The sequence below is a fragment of the Mucilaginibacter sp. genome, from assembly GCF_036383575.1.
Taxonomy (GTDB): domain Bacteria; phylum Bacteroidota; class Bacteroidia; order Sphingobacteriales; family Sphingobacteriaceae; genus Mucilaginibacter.
On the sequence record NZ_DASVOB010000194.1, the window covers coordinates 1 to 22,557 of the forward strand.

General features: G+C 41.1%; 17 protein-coding genes. 7 read left to right on the forward strand and 10 right to left on the reverse strand.

Annotated elements, in window-relative coordinates; translation table 11 throughout:
• Both VF500_RS07060 and VF500_RS07065 read right to left on the reverse strand, forming a co-directional pair.
• On the reverse strand, positions 1 to 2,258 hold a 2,258-nt coding region (locus tag VF500_RS07060), incomplete at its 3' end, for a DUF3857 domain-containing transglutaminase family protein (protein ID WP_330858993.1).
• Positions 2,259 to 2,444: 186 nt separating this feature from the next.
• Positions 2,445 to 5,468: a DUF2723 domain-containing protein gene (locus VF500_RS07065; protein ID WP_330858994.1), complete on the reverse strand. Its 3,024-nt coding sequence runs from the start codon at positions 5,466 to 5,468 to the stop codon at positions 2,445 to 2,447.
• Positions 5,469 to 5,838: 370 nt separating this feature from the next.
• Between VF500_RS07065 and VF500_RS07070 the strand changes: the two genes are divergently transcribed.
• Entirely contained in the window at positions 5,839 to 7,470 is a 1,632-nt protein-coding gene (locus VF500_RS07070; protein WP_330858995.1) for a gliding motility protein RemB, read from the forward strand.
• Positions 7,471 to 7,531: 61 nt separating this feature from the next.
• Here VF500_RS07070 and VF500_RS07075 read toward each other — a convergent pair whose 3' ends face one another.
• Complete coding sequence (locus tag VF500_RS07075) at positions 7,532 to 7,678, reverse strand: hypothetical protein (protein WP_330858996.1); 147 nt, start codon at positions 7,676 to 7,678, stop codon at positions 7,532 to 7,534.
• A gap of 18 nt (positions 7,679 to 7,696) precedes the next feature.
• Positions 7,697 to 8,017: a hypothetical protein gene (locus tag VF500_RS07080; protein WP_330858997.1), complete on the reverse strand. Its 321-nt coding sequence runs from the start codon at positions 8,015 to 8,017 to the stop codon at positions 7,697 to 7,699.
• A gap of 111 nt (positions 8,018 to 8,128) precedes the next feature.
• On the opposite strand from VF500_RS07080, the gene VF500_RS07085 reads away from it, so the two are divergent.
• Both VF500_RS07085 and VF500_RS07090 read left to right on the forward strand, forming a co-directional pair.
• Complete coding sequence (locus VF500_RS07085) at positions 8,129 to 9,184, forward strand: winged helix DNA-binding domain-containing protein (RefSeq protein WP_330858998.1); 1,056 nt, start codon at positions 8,129 to 8,131, stop codon at positions 9,182 to 9,184.
• Positions 9,185 to 9,228: 44 nt separating this feature from the next.
• Complete coding sequence (locus VF500_RS07090) at positions 9,229 to 9,999, forward strand: DNA-formamidopyrimidine glycosylase family protein (RefSeq protein WP_330858999.1); 771 nt, start codon at positions 9,229 to 9,231, stop codon at positions 9,997 to 9,999.
• A 69-nt stretch (positions 10,000 to 10,068) separates the two neighbouring features.
• On the opposite strand, the gene VF500_RS07095 is transcribed toward VF500_RS07090, so the two are convergent.
• From VF500_RS07095 to VF500_RS07115, 5 genes are all read right to left on the reverse strand, one after another.
• Complete coding sequence (locus VF500_RS07095) at positions 10,069 to 10,296, reverse strand: hypothetical protein (protein ID WP_330859000.1); 228 nt, start codon at positions 10,294 to 10,296, stop codon at positions 10,069 to 10,071.
• A complete protein-coding gene (locus VF500_RS07100) occupies positions 10,293 to 10,676 on the reverse strand; it encodes a TraR/DksA family transcriptional regulator (protein ID WP_330859001.1) in 384 nt (127 codons plus the stop codon). Before VF500_RS07100 ends, VF500_RS07095 begins: the two co-directional genes overlap by 4 nt.
• Positions 10,677 to 10,923: 247 nt before the next feature.
• On the reverse strand, positions 10,924 to 11,298 hold the full coding sequence (locus VF500_RS07105; protein WP_330859002.1) for a response regulator: 375 nt from the start codon (positions 11,296 to 11,298) through the stop codon (positions 10,924 to 10,926).
• 107 nt (positions 11,299 to 11,405) lie between these two features.
• Positions 11,406 to 13,154, reverse strand: a complete 1,749-nt coding sequence (locus VF500_RS07110; protein ID WP_330859003.1) for a tetratricopeptide repeat-containing sensor histidine kinase — start codon at positions 13,152 to 13,154, stop codon at positions 11,406 to 11,408.
• A 648-nt stretch (positions 13,155 to 13,802) separates the two neighbouring features.
• Positions 13,803 to 16,130, reverse strand: a complete 2,328-nt coding sequence (locus VF500_RS07115) for a PAS domain S-box protein (RefSeq protein ID WP_330859004.1) — start codon at positions 16,128 to 16,130, stop codon at positions 13,803 to 13,805.
• Between the two features lie 237 nt (positions 16,131 to 16,367).
• Here VF500_RS07115 and VF500_RS07120 point away from each other — a divergent pair, with 237 nt between their 5' ends.
• From VF500_RS07120 to VF500_RS07125, 3 genes are all read left to right on the forward strand, one after another.
• On the forward strand, positions 16,368 to 18,716 hold the full coding sequence (locus VF500_RS07120; protein ID WP_330859005.1) for a PAS domain S-box protein: 2,349 nt from the start codon (positions 16,368 to 16,370) through the stop codon (positions 18,714 to 18,716).
• 110 nt (positions 18,717 to 18,826) lie between these two features.
• Complete coding sequence (locus VF500_RS31775) at positions 18,827 to 19,018, forward strand: 2Fe-2S iron-sulfur cluster-binding protein (protein WP_414688567.1); 192 nt, start codon at positions 18,827 to 18,829, stop codon at positions 19,016 to 19,018.
• Positions 19,019 to 19,204: 186 nt separating this feature from the next.
• Entirely contained in the window at positions 19,205 to 21,463 is a 2,259-nt protein-coding gene (locus VF500_RS07125) for a tetratricopeptide repeat-containing sensor histidine kinase (protein WP_330859006.1), read from the forward strand.
• Between the two features lie 310 nt (positions 21,464 to 21,773).
• On the opposite strand, the gene VF500_RS07130 is transcribed toward VF500_RS07125, so the two are convergent.
• Complete coding sequence (locus VF500_RS07130; protein WP_330859007.1) at positions 21,774 to 22,271, reverse strand: cupin domain-containing protein; 498 nt, start codon at positions 22,269 to 22,271, stop codon at positions 21,774 to 21,776.
• A gap of 97 nt (positions 22,272 to 22,368) precedes the next feature.
• Between VF500_RS07130 and VF500_RS07135 the strand changes: the two genes are divergently transcribed.
• Positions 22,369 to 22,557, forward strand: a 189-nt coding sequence (locus VF500_RS07135) for a hypothetical protein (RefSeq protein ID WP_330859008.1), incomplete at its 3' end; no start/stop codon positions are given.

The window sequence follows — 22,557 nt, forward strand, 5'->3', positions numbered from 1 at the left end:
CATGCCAGTATAATATTCCCAAGGCTCTCCAATACAATTATTAACCGATGTTCGGCAATGTTTTTCACCGCAGTTGAGTTCCATGAGCTAAGTTCAAAATATCCCCTGGTTGATAGGCCCCATATGGCGGATATTACCATACCTCCTAAAAAAATAGCTATTACAATAAGCCAGCCTCCGAGAGGCACAAAAGTTGAACCGTAGGCAAATACAATACCCGGCGTTTCGCGCTGGTAAAGCCATACCCCAAGTATAATAAGGCCTATAGTTACCAAAAAAGCCACCAGAACCAGTGTGCTGTTCACCGTCGATGGTTCTGTGGTACCCTTCGGTGTATAAGAAAAGCTGTACCCCAAACTGGTATTGTTAAGCTTTTTGATATCGGCTTTAAACTCGTCCAGTTTGTTAACAGGTACGTTATCTTTCAGAAACGATAACTTATAATTAAGCGCCAGGGTATCGCCGGTAACTGTAAAGTCCGATTCGTAATGGTAGTAGCTCCTGTTAATGGCATCATGATCCTCATTAATATCCCATCCGCCAGGCAACACCACCTTAATGGAGTAATTTGCATCATAAGGATACGTGAGCGCAACAGGTGTTTTAATACGCCCGGTTATTGAGGGGAACTGGTTATAAATAAAATTTGCAAAAAGATCTGCGTTTAGTTTATTACTGGTCGTGTCTTTTTTAAAGAAATCGCCCACTTTATAAGTTTCTATAGTAATAAGCTTATTTGCCTTCAGATCATCTGTTACAATAATTGAATCTTTGGCCTCAATTTTATTATAGATCTTTGAATAATAATCGAGATAATTCTTTTCAGTTTCGGCCATGCCCGATGATTCCAGTTTACCACGCATATAATCGGCCTCATCGCCGGTATAGGTTGTTTTCACCGTAAACAACACAGGCGATTTTCCGTCCTTTACTGTATAAATATCCTCGCCGGTAACTTTACCGCCTTTTGAAGGCGGAATAGTAGTAAGGCCGTCACTGCCTGTTTTTAATATCAATCCTCTACCATAACGCGGAAAGTAAATATCAGTGCCTTCGCCTCCCTGGTTATCCATTGTGGCATCAACCCAAACCTGCTTGCCATTTACATTGGCAGTTACTACAGCATGATTAAAGGCATAGGCTGTGGGAATGTACTGCTCAACATGCTCGTTCATATCGGCATTTACCAAAACCATCGAGGCGTCGATTCCGTCTGCTTTTAGCATCGATACAAGCAGTAACGATTTATCTTTACAATCACCATAGCGCTGCCTGAATACCTTTTCGGGGTTATTGGCCCGATGTGAGTATTCACCTATTTCAATGCCCATGTAACGCACTTCCTGTTGCACAGTACGCACCGCAGCTCTGAAATATTTTTCTTTATCGTCGCCGGCGTCTTTTTTTAATTTGGCAATGCGTTCCCCAAGTTCGCCTTTTATATTCAGCGAAGGTGGATTTATGCTTAAAGCCCAGTTTACAACTTCGGCCCAATTGGCAAACTCACTTACCTGGATAAAGCCGCGCTCATTGTACCATGATGGCTGACTGTCATCATCATGGGCCGGTGGTACCTGGAACCCTTCATATACATAACATTTCAGTCCATTAGCTTCGCTGATGGCAACTTTAGGCACATTGTTGAAAGTTTTGAAGTTCAGTTTCCGTTGTGATGAGGCAATTATAGCCGTGTAATGATGCGCAATTGGCGTATACCACTGTACATACATATTGGAACAAAACTTGCCGCTCAATATAGGATTACGGCCTGTGATGGTATATGAATATTCAATGCGATCACCTTTGCGGATATCATCAAGAATATACAAAGCAGAGAAACTTCCCTGGTAAATAAAATTCGACAAGTCCTTCTCATCGGCCAGTACTTTAAATGCCGAAGTTTTTAAACGATTTAATGGCTTCCCATCGCGCCACACAGTAATATCATGAAAGTCGAGCCTTTCATACGCAGGGTCAAAACTAACGGAGATCTGCGACGCGTTCTGGATGCCTGTTTCAGAAACTATATTCCTGATAATATGATTATAATCGGCTTGCTTTTCAACCTGTACCTGTTCTTCAAGAAGCTCATAATAAAAGCCCCGCTCAATGGTACGTGAGGACGGCCTTTGGTTATAGGGTTTTATTGGGCTAAGCCAATTGGGCTTTGCCGAAATGTGTACCGCCGGTGCATCGCCAAAAGCAGCCCCGCTGCACCAAAACAACATCACCAAACAAAGGGAAAACGTAAAACGCATTTTAAAAGCTTTTGTATACCGGCCTTGAAAATAAAGAAAACCGCGTTAATTTGATGTAACTATTTTAATATTTAACGTGATGGGGTATATGGAATAATAATGCATTTGAAGGAAGATATCTTCACTTAAACCAACAAAGCCACCCCGAACCGGGATGGCTTTGCCAATAAATATTGTTAAGGCTTATTATTGCCCTCCGCCTAATACAGCGCGGAATTTTGTTTCGTAACCCTTTAACTGGTTTTCAAATTTAGTAGCAAGGGCTGTTTGGTGGTTATCTTTAGTAAACTGAACCAGGCCATTCAATACCTGCATACCGATCTGTACATCGCGGCCGCTAATGCTGTTCACATCCTGGCTAAGCAGGTAAGCATTATAATCCAGCTGATCAGTAAGGTAATTATCAATATTGGTAGCCAGTTTATTACCTAATACTACATCATGAAGCTGATATGCCAATTGGGTTAAATACAACTTACGACCAGCAACATCTACATACGGATAGATATCGGGTAGTTCAGCGTCATACTTCTGAACAACTTTCAACGCTTTATCGTTTTTACCTTCCTGAACAAGGTTTTGAGCCAGATCAAGGAAAGTGGTAACCATTACAGGATAAAACATAGAAGTTGACTCATGATCAAGATATTTGGCTGTTTTGAACTTGCCGAATTTAAACTTGTTCATCACATTGTCATACATAACATCAGTATTGGTTTTGCTTAACTGATCATGTAGAGCTGTATCCGGTTTAAACGGGATCAGATGGTAGGTAAAACCTTCCTTGTACAGGTATGGTTGCAAGCCAATCAGGTTTTCGTTGCCAATAGTTGTTGTGAAACAGATTGGGCGTTTCCAGTGGTTATGCGCTAAAATATCAAACATGGCCAAGTTCTCTTTGGTTACATAGTTTGAGGTATACTTCCACTCCATAGCGGTTGCCAGTTTATCTTTTTGATCGGCTTTTACAACGCCGTTGGCAACTACCTCATCAGGATTAACAGTAACTTTCAGGTTTTTTGTTGGCAGATAGTTGCCATAATCACCACTTTGATATTGCACCTGGGTAGCTTTATCATCAGAAGTAATAAAATCAAATACTTCTTTGATATCCTGATAGCCCGGCAGCTTCTGATCATTAAAGTAAATAACATCCCTCACCCCTTCTTTATATTTATCAAAAGGCATAGTGATAGGCAGAGGCTCTGAACTGTTCATTTTTTTCTGCATCTGGCGAATGTACCAGTCACCGGTAAACAAGCTCAGGTTTACGATGCGCACATCTGGACGGATGCCTTCAACCTCCTGGTCATACCACAACGAGTAAGTATCATTATCGCCATAAGTAAACAAAATTGCATTTGGCGGGCATGAAATAAGGTAATTGTAAGCCATGTCATGCGGCGTCATTTTGGTTGAACGGTCATGGTTTTTCCACTCTTTGGCGGCCAAAAGTGCCGGGCAAACCAGCAAACCAATTACAGTTGAGCCGATAGCGGCTAATTTAGCGTCGATATATTTACGCGCAAATTCGGCAATGGCTATCACGCCAAGTCCTATCCATATAGCAAAAGCATAAAACGAGCCCACATATGAGTAATCACGTTCACGTGGCTGCACAGCTGCCTGGTTTACATACAATACAATTGCTAAACCGGTAAAGAAAAATAGCAGTCCTACGATCAAAGCATCTTTACTGCGGCGGTTAACATGGAAAAACAAACCTATTAAACCTATTACTAAAGGCAGGGCATATAGCGGTGTATAAGTAGTAGCCGCGGTTACTGATTTTGGCAGGTGTTTGCCACCATCAAATAGGCCTGTTGTCCAGTTACCATCGATACCTTCGGTACTGGTTTGTCCGTCGGCATCGTTATAGCGGCCCACAAAATTCCAGAAAAAGTAACGCCAGTACATCTGGTACATTTGCCAGCTAAACATCCATTTCAGGTTATCGCCCATGGTTGGCGCCTGCCCTTCCGGGATGCGAAGCCATTGCTTATAAAACTGCACATCGTTGGGGTCTGTGCTGTACATACGTGGCAAGGTAGTAGTATGGTCATATACATAATCGGTTTTGCGACCGGCATTTTCGTATTGGGTTTTGCCTTTACGGTAAATGATGCTTCCCTGTTTTTGATCAGTAACCTGCGAATCATACATAGGGCCAGTTAGCAATGGCACCTCACCGTACTGGATACGGTTAAGATAACCGTAAAGCGTAAAAGCGTTATCAGGGTGTGAGTTATTTAAATTAGTATTAGCTGTTGCGCGGATAGGAATATAAGCAAATGAGCCGTATCCAAAATAGATAAATGCAACACAAAGTAAAGCAAGGTTCAGGACTGGTTTCTTTTTGCGGATACTGTATATGATGCCTGCTACCAACGCGATAACTATCAGCAAAATGAAAAAGAAAGCCCCGCTGCCAAAGCCCATTCCTAATGAATTAACAAAGAAAAGATCGAAATAAGCAGCAAATTTGATAGTATACCCCCTGATGCCGTATTGTACCAAACCAAGGATCACCACACCCGCTAAAAAAGTCAGGATGCTATTACCAACCGTAATGTTTTTAGTCCGGCGGAAATAGTAAACCATGGCAATAGCCGGGATAGTTAACAGGTTTAACAGGTGGATACCGATTGATAAACCTATAACATAAGCTATAAAAACGATCCATTTATCGGCGCCAGGCTCATCAGCATGTTCATCCCATTTAAGGATAGCCCAAAACACGATAGCGGTGCATAATGATGATAAGGCAAATACAATGGTTTCAACTGCCGAAAACCAAAATGTATCGGTATATGTGAAAGCCAGCGCGCCAACAAGGCCAGCGCCCATAATCACATACAGTTTATAACCTTCAATAGCCTCATCACGTTTTTCAACCATCAGTTTTTTGGTAAAAGCTGTAATTGTCCAAAATAAAAACATAATGGTTGCACCACTTGCCAATGCCGAACCCATATTAGTAAAGAAAGGTACTTTAGTATTATCACCAAATGACAGCAGCGACAAAACCTTGCCTATCATGGCAAAAACGGGGTAACCGGGCTGGTGGGCTACCTGTAAGCGGTAGGCACATGAAATAAATTCGCCGCAATCCCAAAAGCTTACAGATGGCTCTAATGTTAAAATATAGGTTATTGAGGCTATAACAAAACAAAGCCAGCCTAACAGGTTATTGATTTTTTTGTACTGCATTTAATAATATATCAATTGATTTAATAGCGCGGCAAATATCATGATTTTTATAACTTATTAAAAAAAAACACCTCCCCGTGACAAAATTTAACATTAATTAACTTTTTGAGGTACCGGGATTAAAGAAATTTTATTTACCAATTTTCACAAACATGTATCGGTAAAGAAATCTTAATACAATTTCCAGTTGCATTAAATCTAATTCATTGATATCTAATTCGCTTGATTTTAAATAACTAACTAAGTATTATGTTCAAATTAATTTGAACAATTTAAATATATCAGAAACAACCAGCCCTGCATTTATGTATATACCCTTATTTACCAATGAAATTTTTATCTTAGAACAATTAACGCTTATTTTGTTGTAATGCAAAAACTCTACTCCTTACGCTTTCGAAAAATATTTATCATAACTGTAATTGCCTTATTTATATCGCAGTTAAGCCAGGCGCAGTCGGTTTATTTACCTAATTCATATCAGTTGTATCAAAAATTCAATTCGGATATTTATTCGGTAAAAAGCTCGACCCATACTGCACTACGCCCCTTTTTAATTGACAGTACTATACTGCATACCTATGATTCGGTAATGAACGTTGGCGTTAAAGACCGTAAAACCTGGGGCGGGCGTAAGTTATTTAATGAGCACCTTTTCGATGTAAAGGCTAAGGAATATACTTTTTATGCCGATTACATTACCGATGTGCAGGCCGGCAGGGATTTCAATAAGAGTACTACAACCAATTTAAATGTACGCGGCTATCAGATAGGCGGAACAGTAGGCGAGAAATTTTCATTTTACACCAGTGGTTTTGAAAATTCGGCCAAGTTTCCATCTTATTACAATGACTATGTAAATGCCAACGGTTTTATACCCGGGCAGGCTTATGCCAGGAAATATACGGGGCAAGCGCGAAACTCCCAGGATTGGTCGTATGTAACCGCAATACTTTCTTATTCAATCACAAAAAAGCTGAATATTACTTTAGGCGAGGATAAAATGTTTATCGGCGATGGCTATCGCTCGGTGTTATTATCTGATTTTGCTGCTAATATGCCTTTGTTAAGACTTACTGCCGATTTAGGACCGGTGCGATATATGATAGCCTGGGCTTACATTGAAGACCTTGCCTCTACTACCGCGCCTAAATTTGACTATTTCGGAGGCAACCGCCGTAAGTGGGCTTTATTTCACTACATTGACTGGAATATAACCAAGCGTGCTTCATTTGGTATGTTTAACGCTTTAATTACGCCAGAAGCTGATAACCAGGGAAACCGGTCGGGCTTTGACGCTAATTTTGTAAACCCTATCTTATTTGCAAGTTCGCTGGGGCCGGGTGGCTACCAAAAAGATAACGTATTTTTAGGTTTCAATGCCAAATATAAGATCTTTGATAAAGCAGCTTTATACGGGCAGATCATGTTCGACAGGTTCAAGGGCAGCGATTTCTTTTCAGGCAACAGTACCGATAACACCAATGGCTGGCAACTGGGTATTCGCGGTGCCAATATTTTCAAGGTTAAAAGGTTAAATTATTTATTTGAATATAATACCGTTAAGCCATATACTTACAGTAACCAGCAGACAATAAGCAGCTATTCGTTTTATGGTGATCCGCTGGCGCATCCTTACGGTGCAAACTTCAGGGAGTTTTTAGGAATCCTGAACTACTCGGTTGGCCGGTTTGATTTCCAGGGGCAGATTAATTATGCCAAATATGGCCTCGATGCCTTAAAAACCGACAATAACGGTAAAATTATTACCAAGCCATTTGTGCCTTCGGCAAATACTACAACAACCATTGGCCAGGGCTTAAGCACACAGTTATATTATGGAGAAGGCACAGTTGCCTATATTTTAAACCCTAAATATAATTTACGTCTTGAACTTGGTGCATTATACCGCCAGGAAAAAAACGATCAGAAGGATTCAAAAAACACGCTGATCACTTTCGGATTAAGAAGCTCGTTCAGAAATTTATATCACGATTTTTAAATATCTGCTAAGACTTACGAAGTTCAAAAAACTTCGTAAGTCTGAATTTCCGAGACCTCTTTTATCCTTTTTTCTTTCTCGAACCTACAGATAAACCCACCGCCACACCAATTGCTATACCTACAGCAAGACTATGTAACGCTACACCGATGGCAATACCAACAACCAAACCACCTGCAAAATAATTGGGATCTATTCTGTTCAACATTCCGCGTTAAGATTTAATTTACCAATACTTTTTACCTGTATACAAAAACGCCTCGTCCTCTTCATGTACTAAATTAAAATTATTGCTGCCTGCTACTTTCGATATTCTGTCACCAATCTTAGCAACCTCATCAAAGTTATTCCTCCTGCCTAATGAAACGGGAATAAAATGGTATTCCTCACCATTAACCTTTATTACAACATAACCCATGTTGCGGTAAATAGTATCCAATTTGCCATCAATTTCAGCATCATGAAACTTATTATACTGCATTAGCCGCGGAGCTAATAAAACAACTATAAAAGCAGTAATACAACACAAAATAAATAGTTTTTTCATTTTTGGCATGGAAAAGCCCAAATTACAAAAGAAACTTTTTATTCTGCCCTGCTGACAAACTGTTGTCATAAGTATATATTTATTTTGAATAGTATTCAAAGCCTGTAAAATATGACCATAAGTGATATAGCTAACCTTCGGGTCTATAACCAGCACCTTAATCATAATAAATTTAAGAAGCCCGAAGAGATAGTTGGATATATGTGCGCCATGCAGGCGCAGGAGTATGCTCATGCCAAATGGGCAATTGGCTTGCGGATGTTATCACCAACGGATAAAACTGTAGAAAAAGCCATGAACACCGGGACTATATTACGAACCCATGTATTAAGGCCAACCTGGCATTTTGTATTACCACAAGATATCCGCTGGATGCTAACCCTTACAGGGCCAAGGATTAATGCCGGCAATGCCGCCATGTATAAAAAGCAAGAGGTTACCGACACAATTTTCAACAAGAGTTTTGATGTATTTATAAACGCTATGCAGGGTGGCAAACAATTAACCCGAAGCGAAATTGTTTCGGCACTGCATGAGGCCGATATAGCCACAGACGACCTCAGGCTTACTATATTATTAATGAAAGCCGAACTGGAGCAGTTGATTTGCAATGGCGCAAGGCAAGGCAAACAATTTACCTATGCCTTACTTGACGAACGCGCTCCCATGACACCGGCTATTGATCGGGAGGAGGCAGTTAGTCGCCTCGTTTTACGCTATTTTACAAGTCATGGCCCCGCCACGATAAACGATTTTGTACATTGGAGCGGCCTCACTGTTGCCGATGCCAAAACCGGGATCGAAATAAACAAAAGTCAGCTAACTAATATCATTGTTGAAGGAATAAGCTACTGGATGAATGCAAATACTGATCCCACTAAGACGAAGAGTACAGGGGCTTATCTTCTGCCAGTTTATGATGAGTTAATTATTGCTTATAAAAACCGGGATGCTATGGTGCCTGCCAAATTCAGGGATAAAATAGGCACTGTTACTTTTTTTCCAACCATCATGGTCAACAATAAGATGATTGGCAATTGGAGCCGAGCCATCGGTAAAAAGAGCATTGATATCGAGCTCAAGCCGTTTGATAAACTCAACAAAACACAGATCCAGGCGATAGAAACCGCGATACAACGTTTTAAAAAGTTTAACGAACTCACATAACAAACATTAATTATATCAATATTTACATATAAAAAACCTACATCATGCCCGAACTACCCGACTTACAGGCTTTCAGCTATAACTTGCAAAAAAAACTTGCAGGTAAAATCGTAAAAAAGATAGAAGTACCCAATGCTAAAAAGCTAAACGTGAGCACACATGAACTGGATGAAGTTTTAAGCGGGCAGAAGCTGGAGAAAGTTTACCGTGAAGGTAAAGAGCTGCGCATTAAATTTGATAAAGGCGATGTGCTCGGTTTGCACCTGATGCTACATGGTAAACTATATCTGTTCGATAGCAAAAATGAAAACAAATACAGCATTGTTGAGCTGCATTTTGATGATAACAGCGGATTGGTGCTTGCCGATTTCCAGGGGATAGCTACCCCTACCCTCAACCCCGAAAAGAAAGATGTGCCTGATGCTCTTGACGCAGATGCCGAATATTTAAAAAAGCGCCTGGCTAAAACCAAAACCAACATAAAAACTGTTTTGCTTGATCAAAAGATTTTACGCGGCATTGGCAATGCATATGCCGATGAGATCTTATGGTATGCCCGTATTTCGCCGTTTTCTGTAAGTAACAAGATACCCGAGGCGAAATTACAAGATCTTGTTCAGTCGATAAAAACAGTGCTTGAGGCTGCTGAGAAAAGTATCCTGAAATCAAATCCAGATATCATTAACGGCGAAGTCCGTGATTTCATGGTTATACATAACTCGAAGAGAAAACACAGCCCAACCGGGGCGGCGATCATAATTAATGAAGCCTCGAGAAAAACTTATTATACGGATGAGCAGGAGTTGTTTGAATAAGATATAACAACCTTAAAGGCAACTATCAATTACGGAGGAGAATTTGGCCAAAAGGAAAAACCTTATCCTTCATGTGTCAAGGATAATATACCAATGATTTTCGTCATCCACTGCATAAAACAGGCCGTCGCTCATTTCATAAACGTCGCGGCCATGTTTTTGGCTGAAGTAGATTTTTTCGTCACGGATAATAGTCCCATTGTTTTCCACGCGAAGGAAGAAAAGAAGTGCGCCGGGATTCGGCGCAACGTCTTTAAGGTGTCTGGCCTCCCCTTCCTTCACAAATGCAGAACTCACGCCTGCTTAAGTTTTGCCTCCATGCTTTGAGTGGTGTGCGGAACAGCAAGCAGGCGTTCCTTTGGTATCAGTTTACCTGTAGAGCGGCAAATACCATAAGTCCTGTTTTCTATGCGCATCAGTGCGGCTTCAAGCTGTTCGATGAATTTTTTCTGGCGCGCGGCCAATTGATTGATCTGTTCTTTTTCAAACGTTGCAGAACCATCTTCCAGCGTTTTGCCGGCAATAGCTGCATCGTCTCCGTTAGTGTTTGAGGCACTAAGCGTACCAGCCAATTCATTAAGTTCTTCACGGGCTATGCCGATCTTTTCTTTTATCAATATTCTGAATTCATTTAATTCGGTATCGTTATACCGCGTTTTAGTAGTTTCCTGTTGCATGATTAGCTTAACAAATATCTGTATGAATGGTTGGCGTAAATTTGGATTGGAAGATAACTTATTAAAAACGCGTTTAAAAGTTGAATCGACTGCCAGGTTTTTGCCTGTCCTAAAATAAGTTATTATAATGAATAATATGTCTCGTTTTTAAAAAATATGAGTTTCGGAGCTTATTTAGCCAATGTTACTTGATCTCCTGAAAGAAGTGTGAGAATTGATCAGTTGCACCATCTGGAGCTTACTCCAATCAAGCCGCAAAATGGCGCACATGGCTAATAAGGTCGTTCATATCGAAAGGCTTGGCCAGGTAATCATTGGCACCACATTGCTTTTCGTGCATTGTATGCAATCCATGGCTGGCAGAAACAATGATGATAGGTATGTCCTTCATTCCCGGATCGTTCTTTAAAAGTTTACAGATATCGCGGCCGTCCGTATCGCCCAGCATGACATCCAACAGCACAACGTCAGGGCGCAATACCTGTATTGCTTCAAGGACACCATGACCATTATCCAGTTCGGTCACTGCGTACCCCTCCATCTCGAGGATCAGGTGAATTAATTCACGGATATCCTTATCATCGTCAACAACCAGGACTTTTTTCTGATAAAAGTCTACCATTTAGTTCTTAAAGCTACTTCTAATATGGCATAATAACACAAACATCATGCCCCGACAGTGGGGCGAGGTACAATGCAAAGTGTTTTATCATCATATCAAAGAGTAGCCTAAACAGCAATCAACTCTTCATTTTTTATTGATGGTACAGTAAAATAGAACGAGCTGCCAATACCTGCCTTACTTTCAAACCATATTGAGCCATTGTTCCTTTCCACCAACTCTTTACATAGTAAAAGCCCAAGTCCACTTCCTTTTTCACTGGCAGTACCAAAAGTGGTATATGAAGTATATTTGTTGAATATTTTTGATTGTGCTTCTTCGGGAATGCCCTTCCCGTTGTCCTGTATTGTTAATACAACAAAGCCTGCTTTTTTTTCGGCAGCCAAAGTAACGCGATCACCTGCCTTTGAAAATTTCACCGCGTTTTCCAATAAGTTTCGCATCACAATATCAATCATGGTCTCATCTCCGTATACCATCAAAGGTTCAGCGATCTCCTCCCCTGTTACTACTACTTTCTTTTCGGCGGCACGCTGTTTCAACAGCATAACATTTTGATGAATTAACTTTCGTACATCAAAACTGGCAGGGTTAGGCTGTATCCCGTCTAATTGACTTTTTGCCCAGTATAACAGGTTTTCAACCAAACTGGAGGTTATTACCAGTGTCTCGTCTATTTTCTCAATCCAATAATCGCTTTCTTCTTCCGGCAGGCTTTTCTCCTTGATTATATCCATCATATGGCTAATGGTATGGATCGGGCCCCGTAAATCGTGTCCGATAATCGAAAACAGGCGGTCTTTTACGTGTACAAGTTCTTCCAAGTGAAGATTTTGTGCCGATATATTTTCATTTTGCAAGGCCAGTTGCTCACTAAGTTTCCTCTTTTGTATATAGTTTCTGAGCAGGACAAATGCTATTAATAATAAAAGTATGGTACCGGCTGTTAAAATATCCCGCTTCAGACTCACTTTTTCCAGTTCTTTTTGGCCTATAATTTTATCTTTATTCAGCAGGTCAATTTGTTGTTCTTTTTTCTCCAGTTCATAAGCCGACTGCATATTCCTGATCGTTTTCTGTCTTTGCTCGGTTTTCAAACTATCATTTAAATCAACTTCAAGGTTTCGGTAATACAATGCCTGTTTATAATTACCCATCCTTTGATGGGTAAGATACAATACATTATAGGCGGTTTGAATGAGTTCGGCAATGCCGGATCTTTGGCTTTCTTCAAGGGCCTTTTGTGCATACAACATACTTGAATTGTATTTACCCGTATAGTAAGAGGTAAGTGCCAGCCCACTATGACAGTAAGCAACATCTTCATCATCACCGGCTTTTTGTGCTATATCAAGTGCCTCATGCAGGTATCGCTCTGCCAATTGATAGTTCTTTTTTGTGATACAGTTTTCTGCAATATTATATAACGCCGCAGCGGTGTAGACAGGATTTTTTACTCTTCTTGCTACAATTAATGCTTTTGAATTATAGGCGATGGCCGAATCGGGCCGCCCTTTTTTCTTAAATATTTCCCCCATGTTCACCAATAAACTGAAAGTGCTTTCGTGTGCGGGGTCATTTTGTTTCAATGCTATCTTATAGGCCTGCCGGTTATAATAAAGCGCTTTTGAATAATCCTCCATAGAGGTGTATAATCCGGCGATATTATTATATTCATTTTCTGTTAACCCCTCCATGCCCAGTTTTTCGCTGATGCGCAGGCACTGTAAATGAGAGTCAAGAGCTCCAGGCCAATTCCCTTTGTATCCAAGGGCCACCCCCTCGGCAAGATATCCCAGAGCGATGCCCTTTTCATAATGCACTTTTTTTGCGAGATCAAGGGATTTTTTTGCCATTAACAAAGCACTATCAGCGTTTCTGTTCCAATACAATCGGGAGATGGTGTAATAGATCTTTACCTTGTCTGTATCGTGTTTTGCTTTATCAAGATTTTCAATTTCCGTATTTATGCGATTGCCCTGGGCCTGACAGCGAGACGAGCCAATAATTATATTTCCAAGGCAAGCAAGAATGCTATACATAATAATGAACAGCGTATATAAACGAAATTTGAGAACCGTTGCAAAGCCGACCATCTTTAAAGTATTTTTTCCTAAATATATATTATGAGTTCCTTATTCCCTAAAGTTTTATGGCTAATTCAGGGCGCGGTATTAACGACCCCAGATAAGTTACTATCATACCCATCCAATGGGAAAGATGTTGTTCCCCATAATGCAAACAAGGAACTATAAAAGTAAAGATCAGCTCATATTCAATGGGTAAAATGTTATTAAATAATATCCCTAATAATATCTCTTCTTTATACGCCCGGGCTGATCTATTGGTTTGGTTGTTTTCAGAAAATCAATTATTTAAATAACACCTCACGAATATTCAGACCGATAAATCAGGGGAACACAAATTTCATGTAAGTCGGCTTTAACTGATTTTACCGAACGAGTGTGGTAATATTGAATGTAGCAAGTACCTATTTCCGATACTCATGTGCCTGTCTGTAAATCTCGCCCCATCTGCAAGGCTTTTTCGGTTTCAATACGACGGTGGATCTCATGTACCATACTGTCCATTTCCAGGGCGCATTCGCGGAGCTTGGGGAATACCTCTTTTTGCTCATCGTCATCTTCGGCCGTATCCAGCAGGTTTACCAGTCCAAGCATTGTTGCTACAGGACGTCGGATCTCGTGCGAACTTATCCATGCTACTTCACGCAGTAACCTGTTCTGCCTATTGATTTCTTCTTCTTTCTCTTTACGATAAGTTATATCCTGGCAAACAATGATATAACCCTGAAAAGCGTTCTGTTCATCATATGCAGGGGTTAACTGTGCAGAAACCCAAACCGGAGTTCCTTTTTTGGTGAAAATGATCGTATCTATTGCAAACGCTTCTCTGTCCTCTTGCTTCTGGATTATTGTTTCGAATCCGGGATGCCCCGGCCCGATTAAAAATTCAACAGGTATCTTGTTTTTTACCTCATCCAAAAGGTAACCGGTAAGTTCAACAAAGGCATTGTTCACCCATTGAACCGTACGCAGGGAGTCGGTTATAAGCACCATATTGTTTACCTGTTTAATGATCCGCGCCAATCGTTTGTTTTCCTGGGTACTGCGCTTAAGAGCATCAATATCTCTGACCGCCCCTATCAGTCTTATCGGTTGCTTTTGGCTATTGTATACAAAATACCCCTGATCCATTACATATTTATATTCACCTTTACCACAATCCAAGCGGTATTCACATTCCCAATTTGTAAGACCGGCCCGGCTGATCCTTTCCTGGCTGCTCACCACTTCCGCTACATCATCCGGGTGGATCAGTGAACGCCACCATTCCAGCTCATAACTGATCTCTTTGTGGGGAATCTGCACCAAATGAGTAAGACTGGTATTGTATATCAATTTATTGGCAACGATGTCAAGATCATAAACAACGTCCCTGGTTGCCTGGGCAACCAGCTCATATCGTTCTACAGCCTCTTTCAACCGTTCATCTTTGAGCTTGTCTTCGGTAATATCGGAGAAATATACGGCAACCCCTCCATCCGTAGGGTAAGCAGCCATCCTCAACCAGCGCTGCAGGATAACCGAGTAATCTTCATGCCTTACAATTACCCGTTCTTCAAGCGCTTTTTGGTAAACCGGGTAAAACTTATTTTCATTTTCAGGGAAAAACTCGAAAATACTTGTGCCTATAATGCTGCTCCTGTCAGTTTCAACCAACTCCCGGAAGGTGTCGTTCACCCGCGTTATTTTCATTTGATTATCGAGCTCAAAAAAGCAATCGGTGATGCTGTTCAAGGTGTGCTCAAAACTATACAGGTACCGGTTACGTTCCAATTCCAGTTGTTTGAGTTCGGTGATATCCTGCAAGGAACCAGCTATCTTTAATGCCTGTTCTCCTGTATTTTCCAGGCGGGCAAGCTGGCGGATATAGCGGGTGGTACCGTCCAGTGCTGTTATCCGGTGCGTTACGTCGAGCTGTTTACCGGTATGTATTAATTCATGCAAGGCATTGATCATCAGTGGGCGGTCTTCCGGAAAAATATGTTGTACATAAATATCAAAAGCTTCGCGGCTGTCATCCCGGTTGAGCCCAGCAATACGATAAACTTCATCTGACCATATCAACCTGTTTTCGGCAGGATAGAACTCCCATCCGGCCACCCTCGACAGTAGTTGGGTTTCGCTGAGTTTGTGTTTTTCCTCCAAAAGCTCACGGTTTACTTTTTCAAGGGCCTGCTCAAATTCTACCCTTTCAGTCATATCGCGTACCATGACCATGATATGGGGCTTTTTATTGAACCGGATCTTATGTGAGGTAATGTTTACATAAATTAGTTGCCCGTTCTTTTTAAGATGGCGCCAGGTACCACTATGATTAAACTTGCTTTCCAGTCTATCTGCGGAAGAAACAACACCTTCCCTGTCTTCGGCAGGCCTGATGTCAAGGATTGTCCGTTGTTTAAAATCTTCTGCACTGTAGCCATAAACAGCAATAGCTGCATCGTTTACCGAAATAAACCGCAGCGTTCCGGGCTCGTAAATCCACATAGGATTTGGATTGGATTCATACATACTCCGATACTGCTTTTCGCTCTGTTTCAATTTTCGGTCTTCCGATTTGATCAGGGCGTAAAGAGCAATTGCGGTAACCATTACAAACAGGCATCCCTTTCCCAAACTTAACCACAGGTATTGATCGGGGCTAAGTATTTTTTCAAAGTAAAATAACAGCCGGTCGCTGAACATGATCCATAGCAGGCTGATCAGCAAATAGGCAAAAGCAATTCCGAACGCCCCTTTTTTCATAATAGTAAAATCAATCAAACTTTTAAACGGCTTTATTAATTAGGAAGTTACCTATTAAAGAAATTAACGCTCTTAGTTGAATTAACTATTGCGACAAATACGATGCGTATTGATTATTGTAACATCTATGTTACCCTTAACGCTTATTAGCTATCATGACCTACTATTTCTGTAGATTTTTTTGGCAAAAGCATAACTTTATCGCATACCGTTTAATGCAGTACTACCCGTATTTTTATGCGACTAAACTTTACCCGGAATTTACAGCTCGGCTACGGGTTTTCGATATTGATCCTGTTGATCGTCGGAATTATTTCCTATGGTACAATTAACAACTTATTAGATAGTAATAGAGCCGTTGGCCATAGTACATTGGTGATCCAAAAGCTTGAACAGGCTATTTCAGTAATGAAAGATGCGGAGACAGGGCAGCGCGGCTTTCTGCTTACGGGCAAGACAACTTTCTTAGGCCCTTACAATGGTGCTTATCTCAAAACACAAAGTTTGATTGATGAGGTAAGTACCTTAACCGCCGATAACCCTCAACAACAAGCCAACCTTGCTGATATCCGGACAGTACTAACCCGACGAATGGCGATATTAAAAGATTTGGTTGCCAAAAAACAACAAAACCAAGCAGTTTCTACAAGCGATCTGGAAGAAGGAAAATCTGCCATGGACGCGCTGCGACTTGCTGTTGACCGGGCCGAAAATACTGAACGCAAACTTTTGGATAAGCGCTCGGCTATTTTGGAGCGTTATACTTTTATTGCTCCAACCGCAATACTCGTTGCCCTTGTACTTGCTATTGCGATTGCCTTGTTATCCTATTTCCGCGTAATTCGTGATGTGCAGGTGAAGGACCGCCTGCAACGGGAACTGCAGGTCAAAGAACAGGAGACCGCAGCTTTTAACGAAGAACTTACTGCTGCCAATGAGGAGATCACTACAGCAAACGAAGAACTCAGCTCGATCAACGAAGAACTTTTTGAAGCACAACAGGCACTTTCGCGGATGAACGGATCGCTGGAGGAACTGGTAGCTGTCCGCACCAAATCACTGGCAGAAAGCGAAGAAGAAACACAAGCCCTTAATGAAGAGCTTACAGCGATTAACGAAGAACTTGCGGCATCAAATGAAGAAATGCTGGCAAGCAACGAGGAGTTACAACGAAGCAGGGAAGAAATACAAAAAAAGGAGCAGTTATTCCGCTCTATTGCTGTCAATATCCCCCGTTCTTTGATCCTTGTCATGGACAGGAACCATAACCTGATCACGATAGAAGGTGACCTGATGCAAAAATTAGGCTACCATGCCGAGAGTTACACGGGGTTGCACATGGCTGCGGTTACCTCTCCCGAGCGATATGAAGCAACCAGGGAGTATTACGAGCGAATGTTGAACGGAGAACAGATAAGGACTGAGCTTAAAAGTGCTGACGGCGATTATTTCCAGGTAGATTTTGTGCCTTTAACAGACGAGCGTGGAGTTGTTTATGCCGGACTGGTAATTGCATTGGATATATCCGACCAGAAAAAAGCAGAAGAACGCAGCGCTAAACTGGCCGCCATTGTAGAATCTTCCGATGATGCGATCATCAGTAAATCGCTGGAAGGTATAATTACCAGCTGGAATAAATCGGCAGAAAGGATATTTGGCTACCCGGCCTCCGAAATGATAGGGCAATCTATCCTTAAGCTGGTACCTGAAGACCGGCAGGATGAGGAGCCGCAAATCATCGCCCGCTTAAAAAACGGGGACCGGATGGAACATTTTGAAACAAAAAGGCTGGCAAGCGACGGTCGGGAGCTGGATGTATCCCTCACTATTTCGCCTATACGTGACAAACAGGGAACAATCACCGGGGTTTCCAAGATTGCCAGGGATATTTCCGAGCAGAAACAGGATGAGATGCGAAAAAATGATTTTATAGGCATGGTAAGCCATGAGCTTAAAACCCCGTTAACCTCGCTAATGGCCCTCATCCAGGTAGCTAACCTCAAATTAAAAGACAATACCGATAGTTTTCTTGCAGGCGCTATGGAAAAAGCGAGTATACAGGCGAGAAGGATGAGCAGCATGATCAATGGTTTCCTGAATATCTCACGACTGGAATCGGGCAAGATCGCCATCGATAAAGAATTATTCGACCTCGACCTGCTGATCAGGGAGGTTGTTGAGGAATATGAACTCACCGTTTCCAGTCATATTATCCAAATTAATATCTGCGATCATGTACAGGTTAATGCCGATAGGGAAAAGATCGGCTCGGTTATTTCCAACCTGATCAGCAATGCAGTTAAATATTCGCCTAAGCGCAGGGATATTGAGGTAAAATGCGCCCTGGTCAACGGTTTCGCCCAGATTAGTGTAAAGGATGAAGGTATGGGCGTCAAAGCACAGGATCTGCCGAGGATCTTTGATCGTTATTACCGGGTTGAAAGCAATCATACGCGCCATATTTCCGGCTTCGGTATCGGCCTTTATTTAAGTGCCGAGATCATCCGTCGGCATGAAGGCCAGATCTGGGCGGAAAGTGAAAGCGGTACAGGATCCGTTTTTTATTTCAGTTTACCGCTGGCTTAAACTAAGTAATCAGCATAAGTAAAATGCCTCAAAATACCATTCTATTTACACTGCATTACCTGGGCAATAGTCACCGAATACAAACATTTCCCGGGCAATATCACAGTTTGATGTCGCTTATATCTGATTATTTGGCAATTCCGGGATTTGGATTGTGCTGCGGAATGGGGAGTTGCGGCACTTGTTTGGTACAAATTACCGCTCAACAATTGGCAATTAAAAGAAATGTACTGAGTTGTAGTATCCTTATAAATGATGACCTATCAAATACGGATATAATGATACCTGATAAGATTTATTAAAAGATCACTTAAATAAAAATTCTGTTTCACTGATCTATAATAAAAGCCACTATTAGTTAAAAATAACTGACTATTAATACATTACCACAAATAAGTATTGCTTAAAATTAGCAGATGCACTTGAATATGTCTAAATTTAAAAAAAGATTGATGCATACCTGCTCTCAACCGAAGAAACGAGCTGAGATGATACGAAAATATAAACTGGTTATGCTAAGTTTTCTTTTCGTTATTTCAGTAAACGCCCAGGAGATTACCAGGCGCCATGTTGATTCTTTGCTTTCACAAAAGAGTTTCTCGGGCTCTGCTCCGGACCGTATTAACGCAGTGCTCCAGCTTGCTGAGTTTTTCAGTCACCTTCGCCATCCATCCCCCGAACAAATGGATAGCTCTTCTTACTTTATCAATCAGGCTGAACAACTTAACCATCGCTCTCCGCAGGCCGAGATCAATTTTCGCATTGCATTGATCCGTTCTGCATTTTATAAATCGAAAGGCGAGTTAAAAAGCGGACGGGCATTACTTGAACAAACAATTCAGGAAATTAAACAGGCACATAACTGGCCCCTGCTTGGTAAAGCTTATTTTGAGCTGTCAGAATATTATAGTCAGGATTTTTTGCAGCAAACAATGCTTTCCCGCATTTATTATCTTAACCAGGCAGTGGAAGCTTTTGAACAAACTAACCACCTGGTTGAACTTGCAAGATGCTACAGGCTACTGGCCGATCTGCACCAGATGATGAATAACTACACCATGGCCTTTGCCGAAGCAAGAAAAGCATTAGACTATTACGGGCAGGCCCATTATACAGAAACACAAGGGCTTTACGCATTACTGGGCAGGCTTTATTACACACAGGGTGATTACAGAACGGCTATAGATTATGAATTAAAAGCATTGAAAATTGCCATAGCAAGTAATGCCGATAATGTAAGGTTAATATGCCAGATCAATAATAATCTTGGTTATGATTTCATAAAACTCGGTGATAATCAAAAAGCCATCAGCTACTTTTCACGTGCTTTAGAAATTGCTAAAACAGAGAAAGACAATGCAACCATATATCTGCTTGCAGGCAATATAGTTGATGTTTATTTGCGAATGCATCAGCCCCAAAAAGCGAAAGCTTTTTTAACACAGATAGCTCAGAAATTTGTGTATCCATCCGGAAAACTGTATGAAGGAGGCGACGAGGTGAGCCAAACCTACCTTAAAATTTACCTGGCGCTAAAACAGTATGACTTAGCTAAACGATACTGCGATGAGCTGATAGGGCAAACCAACAATCCTAATCTTAACATTTACGCCAGGAGTAGTTACTACGAACTGATCATTAAGTTTTACACCGCTACTGCCAGGTTTACTGAAGCATTAAAATATCTCAAACTGAACCAAAGTTTGTTAAAGAAAATTGGTAACGACAATGATCTTGGCACCAATGAAACGCTTTGGTTTGGCCTGGATACAGCCCGGCGGCAATATCAGTCGGCTATTTATCATCTTATATCAGCCAATACCATCAAAGACTCGATCTTTAGCACCACCAAAAGCAAACAAATTGAGCAGCTGCAAATTGAGTATGAAACCCGGCAAAAGGAAGCACAGATCACGCTTCTAAACCAAAAAAGCAAGCTTGAGCAGGCCAATTTAGTGCAGGCCAACCTGGTTAAAAACCTTACCATCGGCGCGATATTTCTGTTGCTGGTTATAGCGGGTTTATTATTCAGGCAAAATGTACATAAGCAAAAAAACAACGAAGTGGTCAGTTCTAAAAACGTTTTGCTGGAAGATCTGCTGCTGCAAAAAGAATGGTTGCTGAAAGAAGTACATCACCGGGTAAAAAACAATCTGCAAATTGTGATGAGCATTCTCAATACGCAGTCGGCCTATTTACAAAACGATATTGCACTTGAAGCCATTCGTGGCAGTCAGCACCGGGTAAATGCTATTGCGCTTTTGCACCAGAAGTTATACAGTAGTACTACCTCAGCCCTTGTTTCTATGCCTGCTTATATTGGCGAATTGATCAATTACCTGAGCGATTCATTTGATACCAGCTTCCGGCATATCAAAATAAGGCAGGTGTTAGACCCTCTTAGCCTCGATCCGGCCCTGGCAGTCCCTATCGGTTTAATATTAAACGAAGCTATCACCAATGCAATCAAATATGCTTTTGATCATAACGGTGGCGAGATTGTAATAGGCTTATCCGTTTGGGATAACGACAATGCCATTTTAAAAGTTTCTGATGATGGTCGCGGCCTCCCTCCCGACTTTAACCTCAGCGAAGCTAATTCCTTAGGTATGGAAATGATGAAAGCGCTGGGCAAGCAGTTAAAAGGAAAATTTGCCGTTGAAAATGCCCAGGGTGTTACTTTAATGATAACCTTCCCTATTGTACAAAACCGGGTAGAGGTTTATGAAGAAAAGGATTATTTTTAGCCTGTCATAAGAGACTGTATCATTCAGATACTTAAGCGATATATAGTTTTGGGTTGGATTGACTCTACTCACAAATCTGTATAGCTATTTCAGGACGGGTCAAGGGGGTTAACAGGGTTAACACAATTCAGGGTTAATATTCATGTATATAATTAATAATCAAATGATTGAGTGTTTTTATGCAAAAAATGTGTTAACCCCCTTTTTGTATAAATATTATCGGTTAAGTTTCAATTTATAGGTAACACAACACCGAGGATGGTCAATTTGATTTATGATACAGCCTCTTATGATACATTTATAAATCGTTTCAAACAGCGTCTAAGTAATCAGGAGGATATAGCTTTTGACCATATTTCTCTGCAATAACTTTCAATCGGCCCAGATCTTCCTCATTTAAAGCAGGCGGAGGTAAAAACGTACCTGCTGCGGTCGGCGTGCCTATCTCCTCAAAAAACTCATCCAAACCTGAAGGGATCACGGTACATAGCATATGTGCTATTGTGTTACCTGTGTTCTTGAAACAATGCACTTCCCCGCCTTTTGGAATATTTACAAAAGAACCTTTTTTAGCAATATATATCCCTCCCTTAGTTTTAAATTCAATCTCACCCTCAATTAGATAAAATGATTCATGGATATCTGCATGGGCATGAGGCCCCGGCCCTCCGCCAGGAGGTACCAGCATATCAATAACGGCATAAGCACCACCGGTTTGTTTACCCGAAATAATGATCTGGTAGGCATCGCCGACTACGGCAAGCGTTTTCCCTTCGTTTTCGTTTACGGTTATTATATTATGAGCCATTTCGAAAGCCTGTTAAAGTGAGCACTAATCTAACTAATATTGAGTGCATTAGTTTGGTAAAAAGCTTAAATTGCATATACCTAATCAATGTACTACAATGAAAAATCAACTCCTTTTAATCAAAAGCTTTTTGGGATTGATGGTTGTTTTTTTTACCGCTCAGTCCTTTTATTATTTCCGTTATCAAAAAAACACTACAACGTCGGCGGTGATATTGTATAAAGGCACCGTTAAAAAGGCTGTAGTATGCGGTTTTGTGTACAACGGAATAGATAGCATTCCGGAT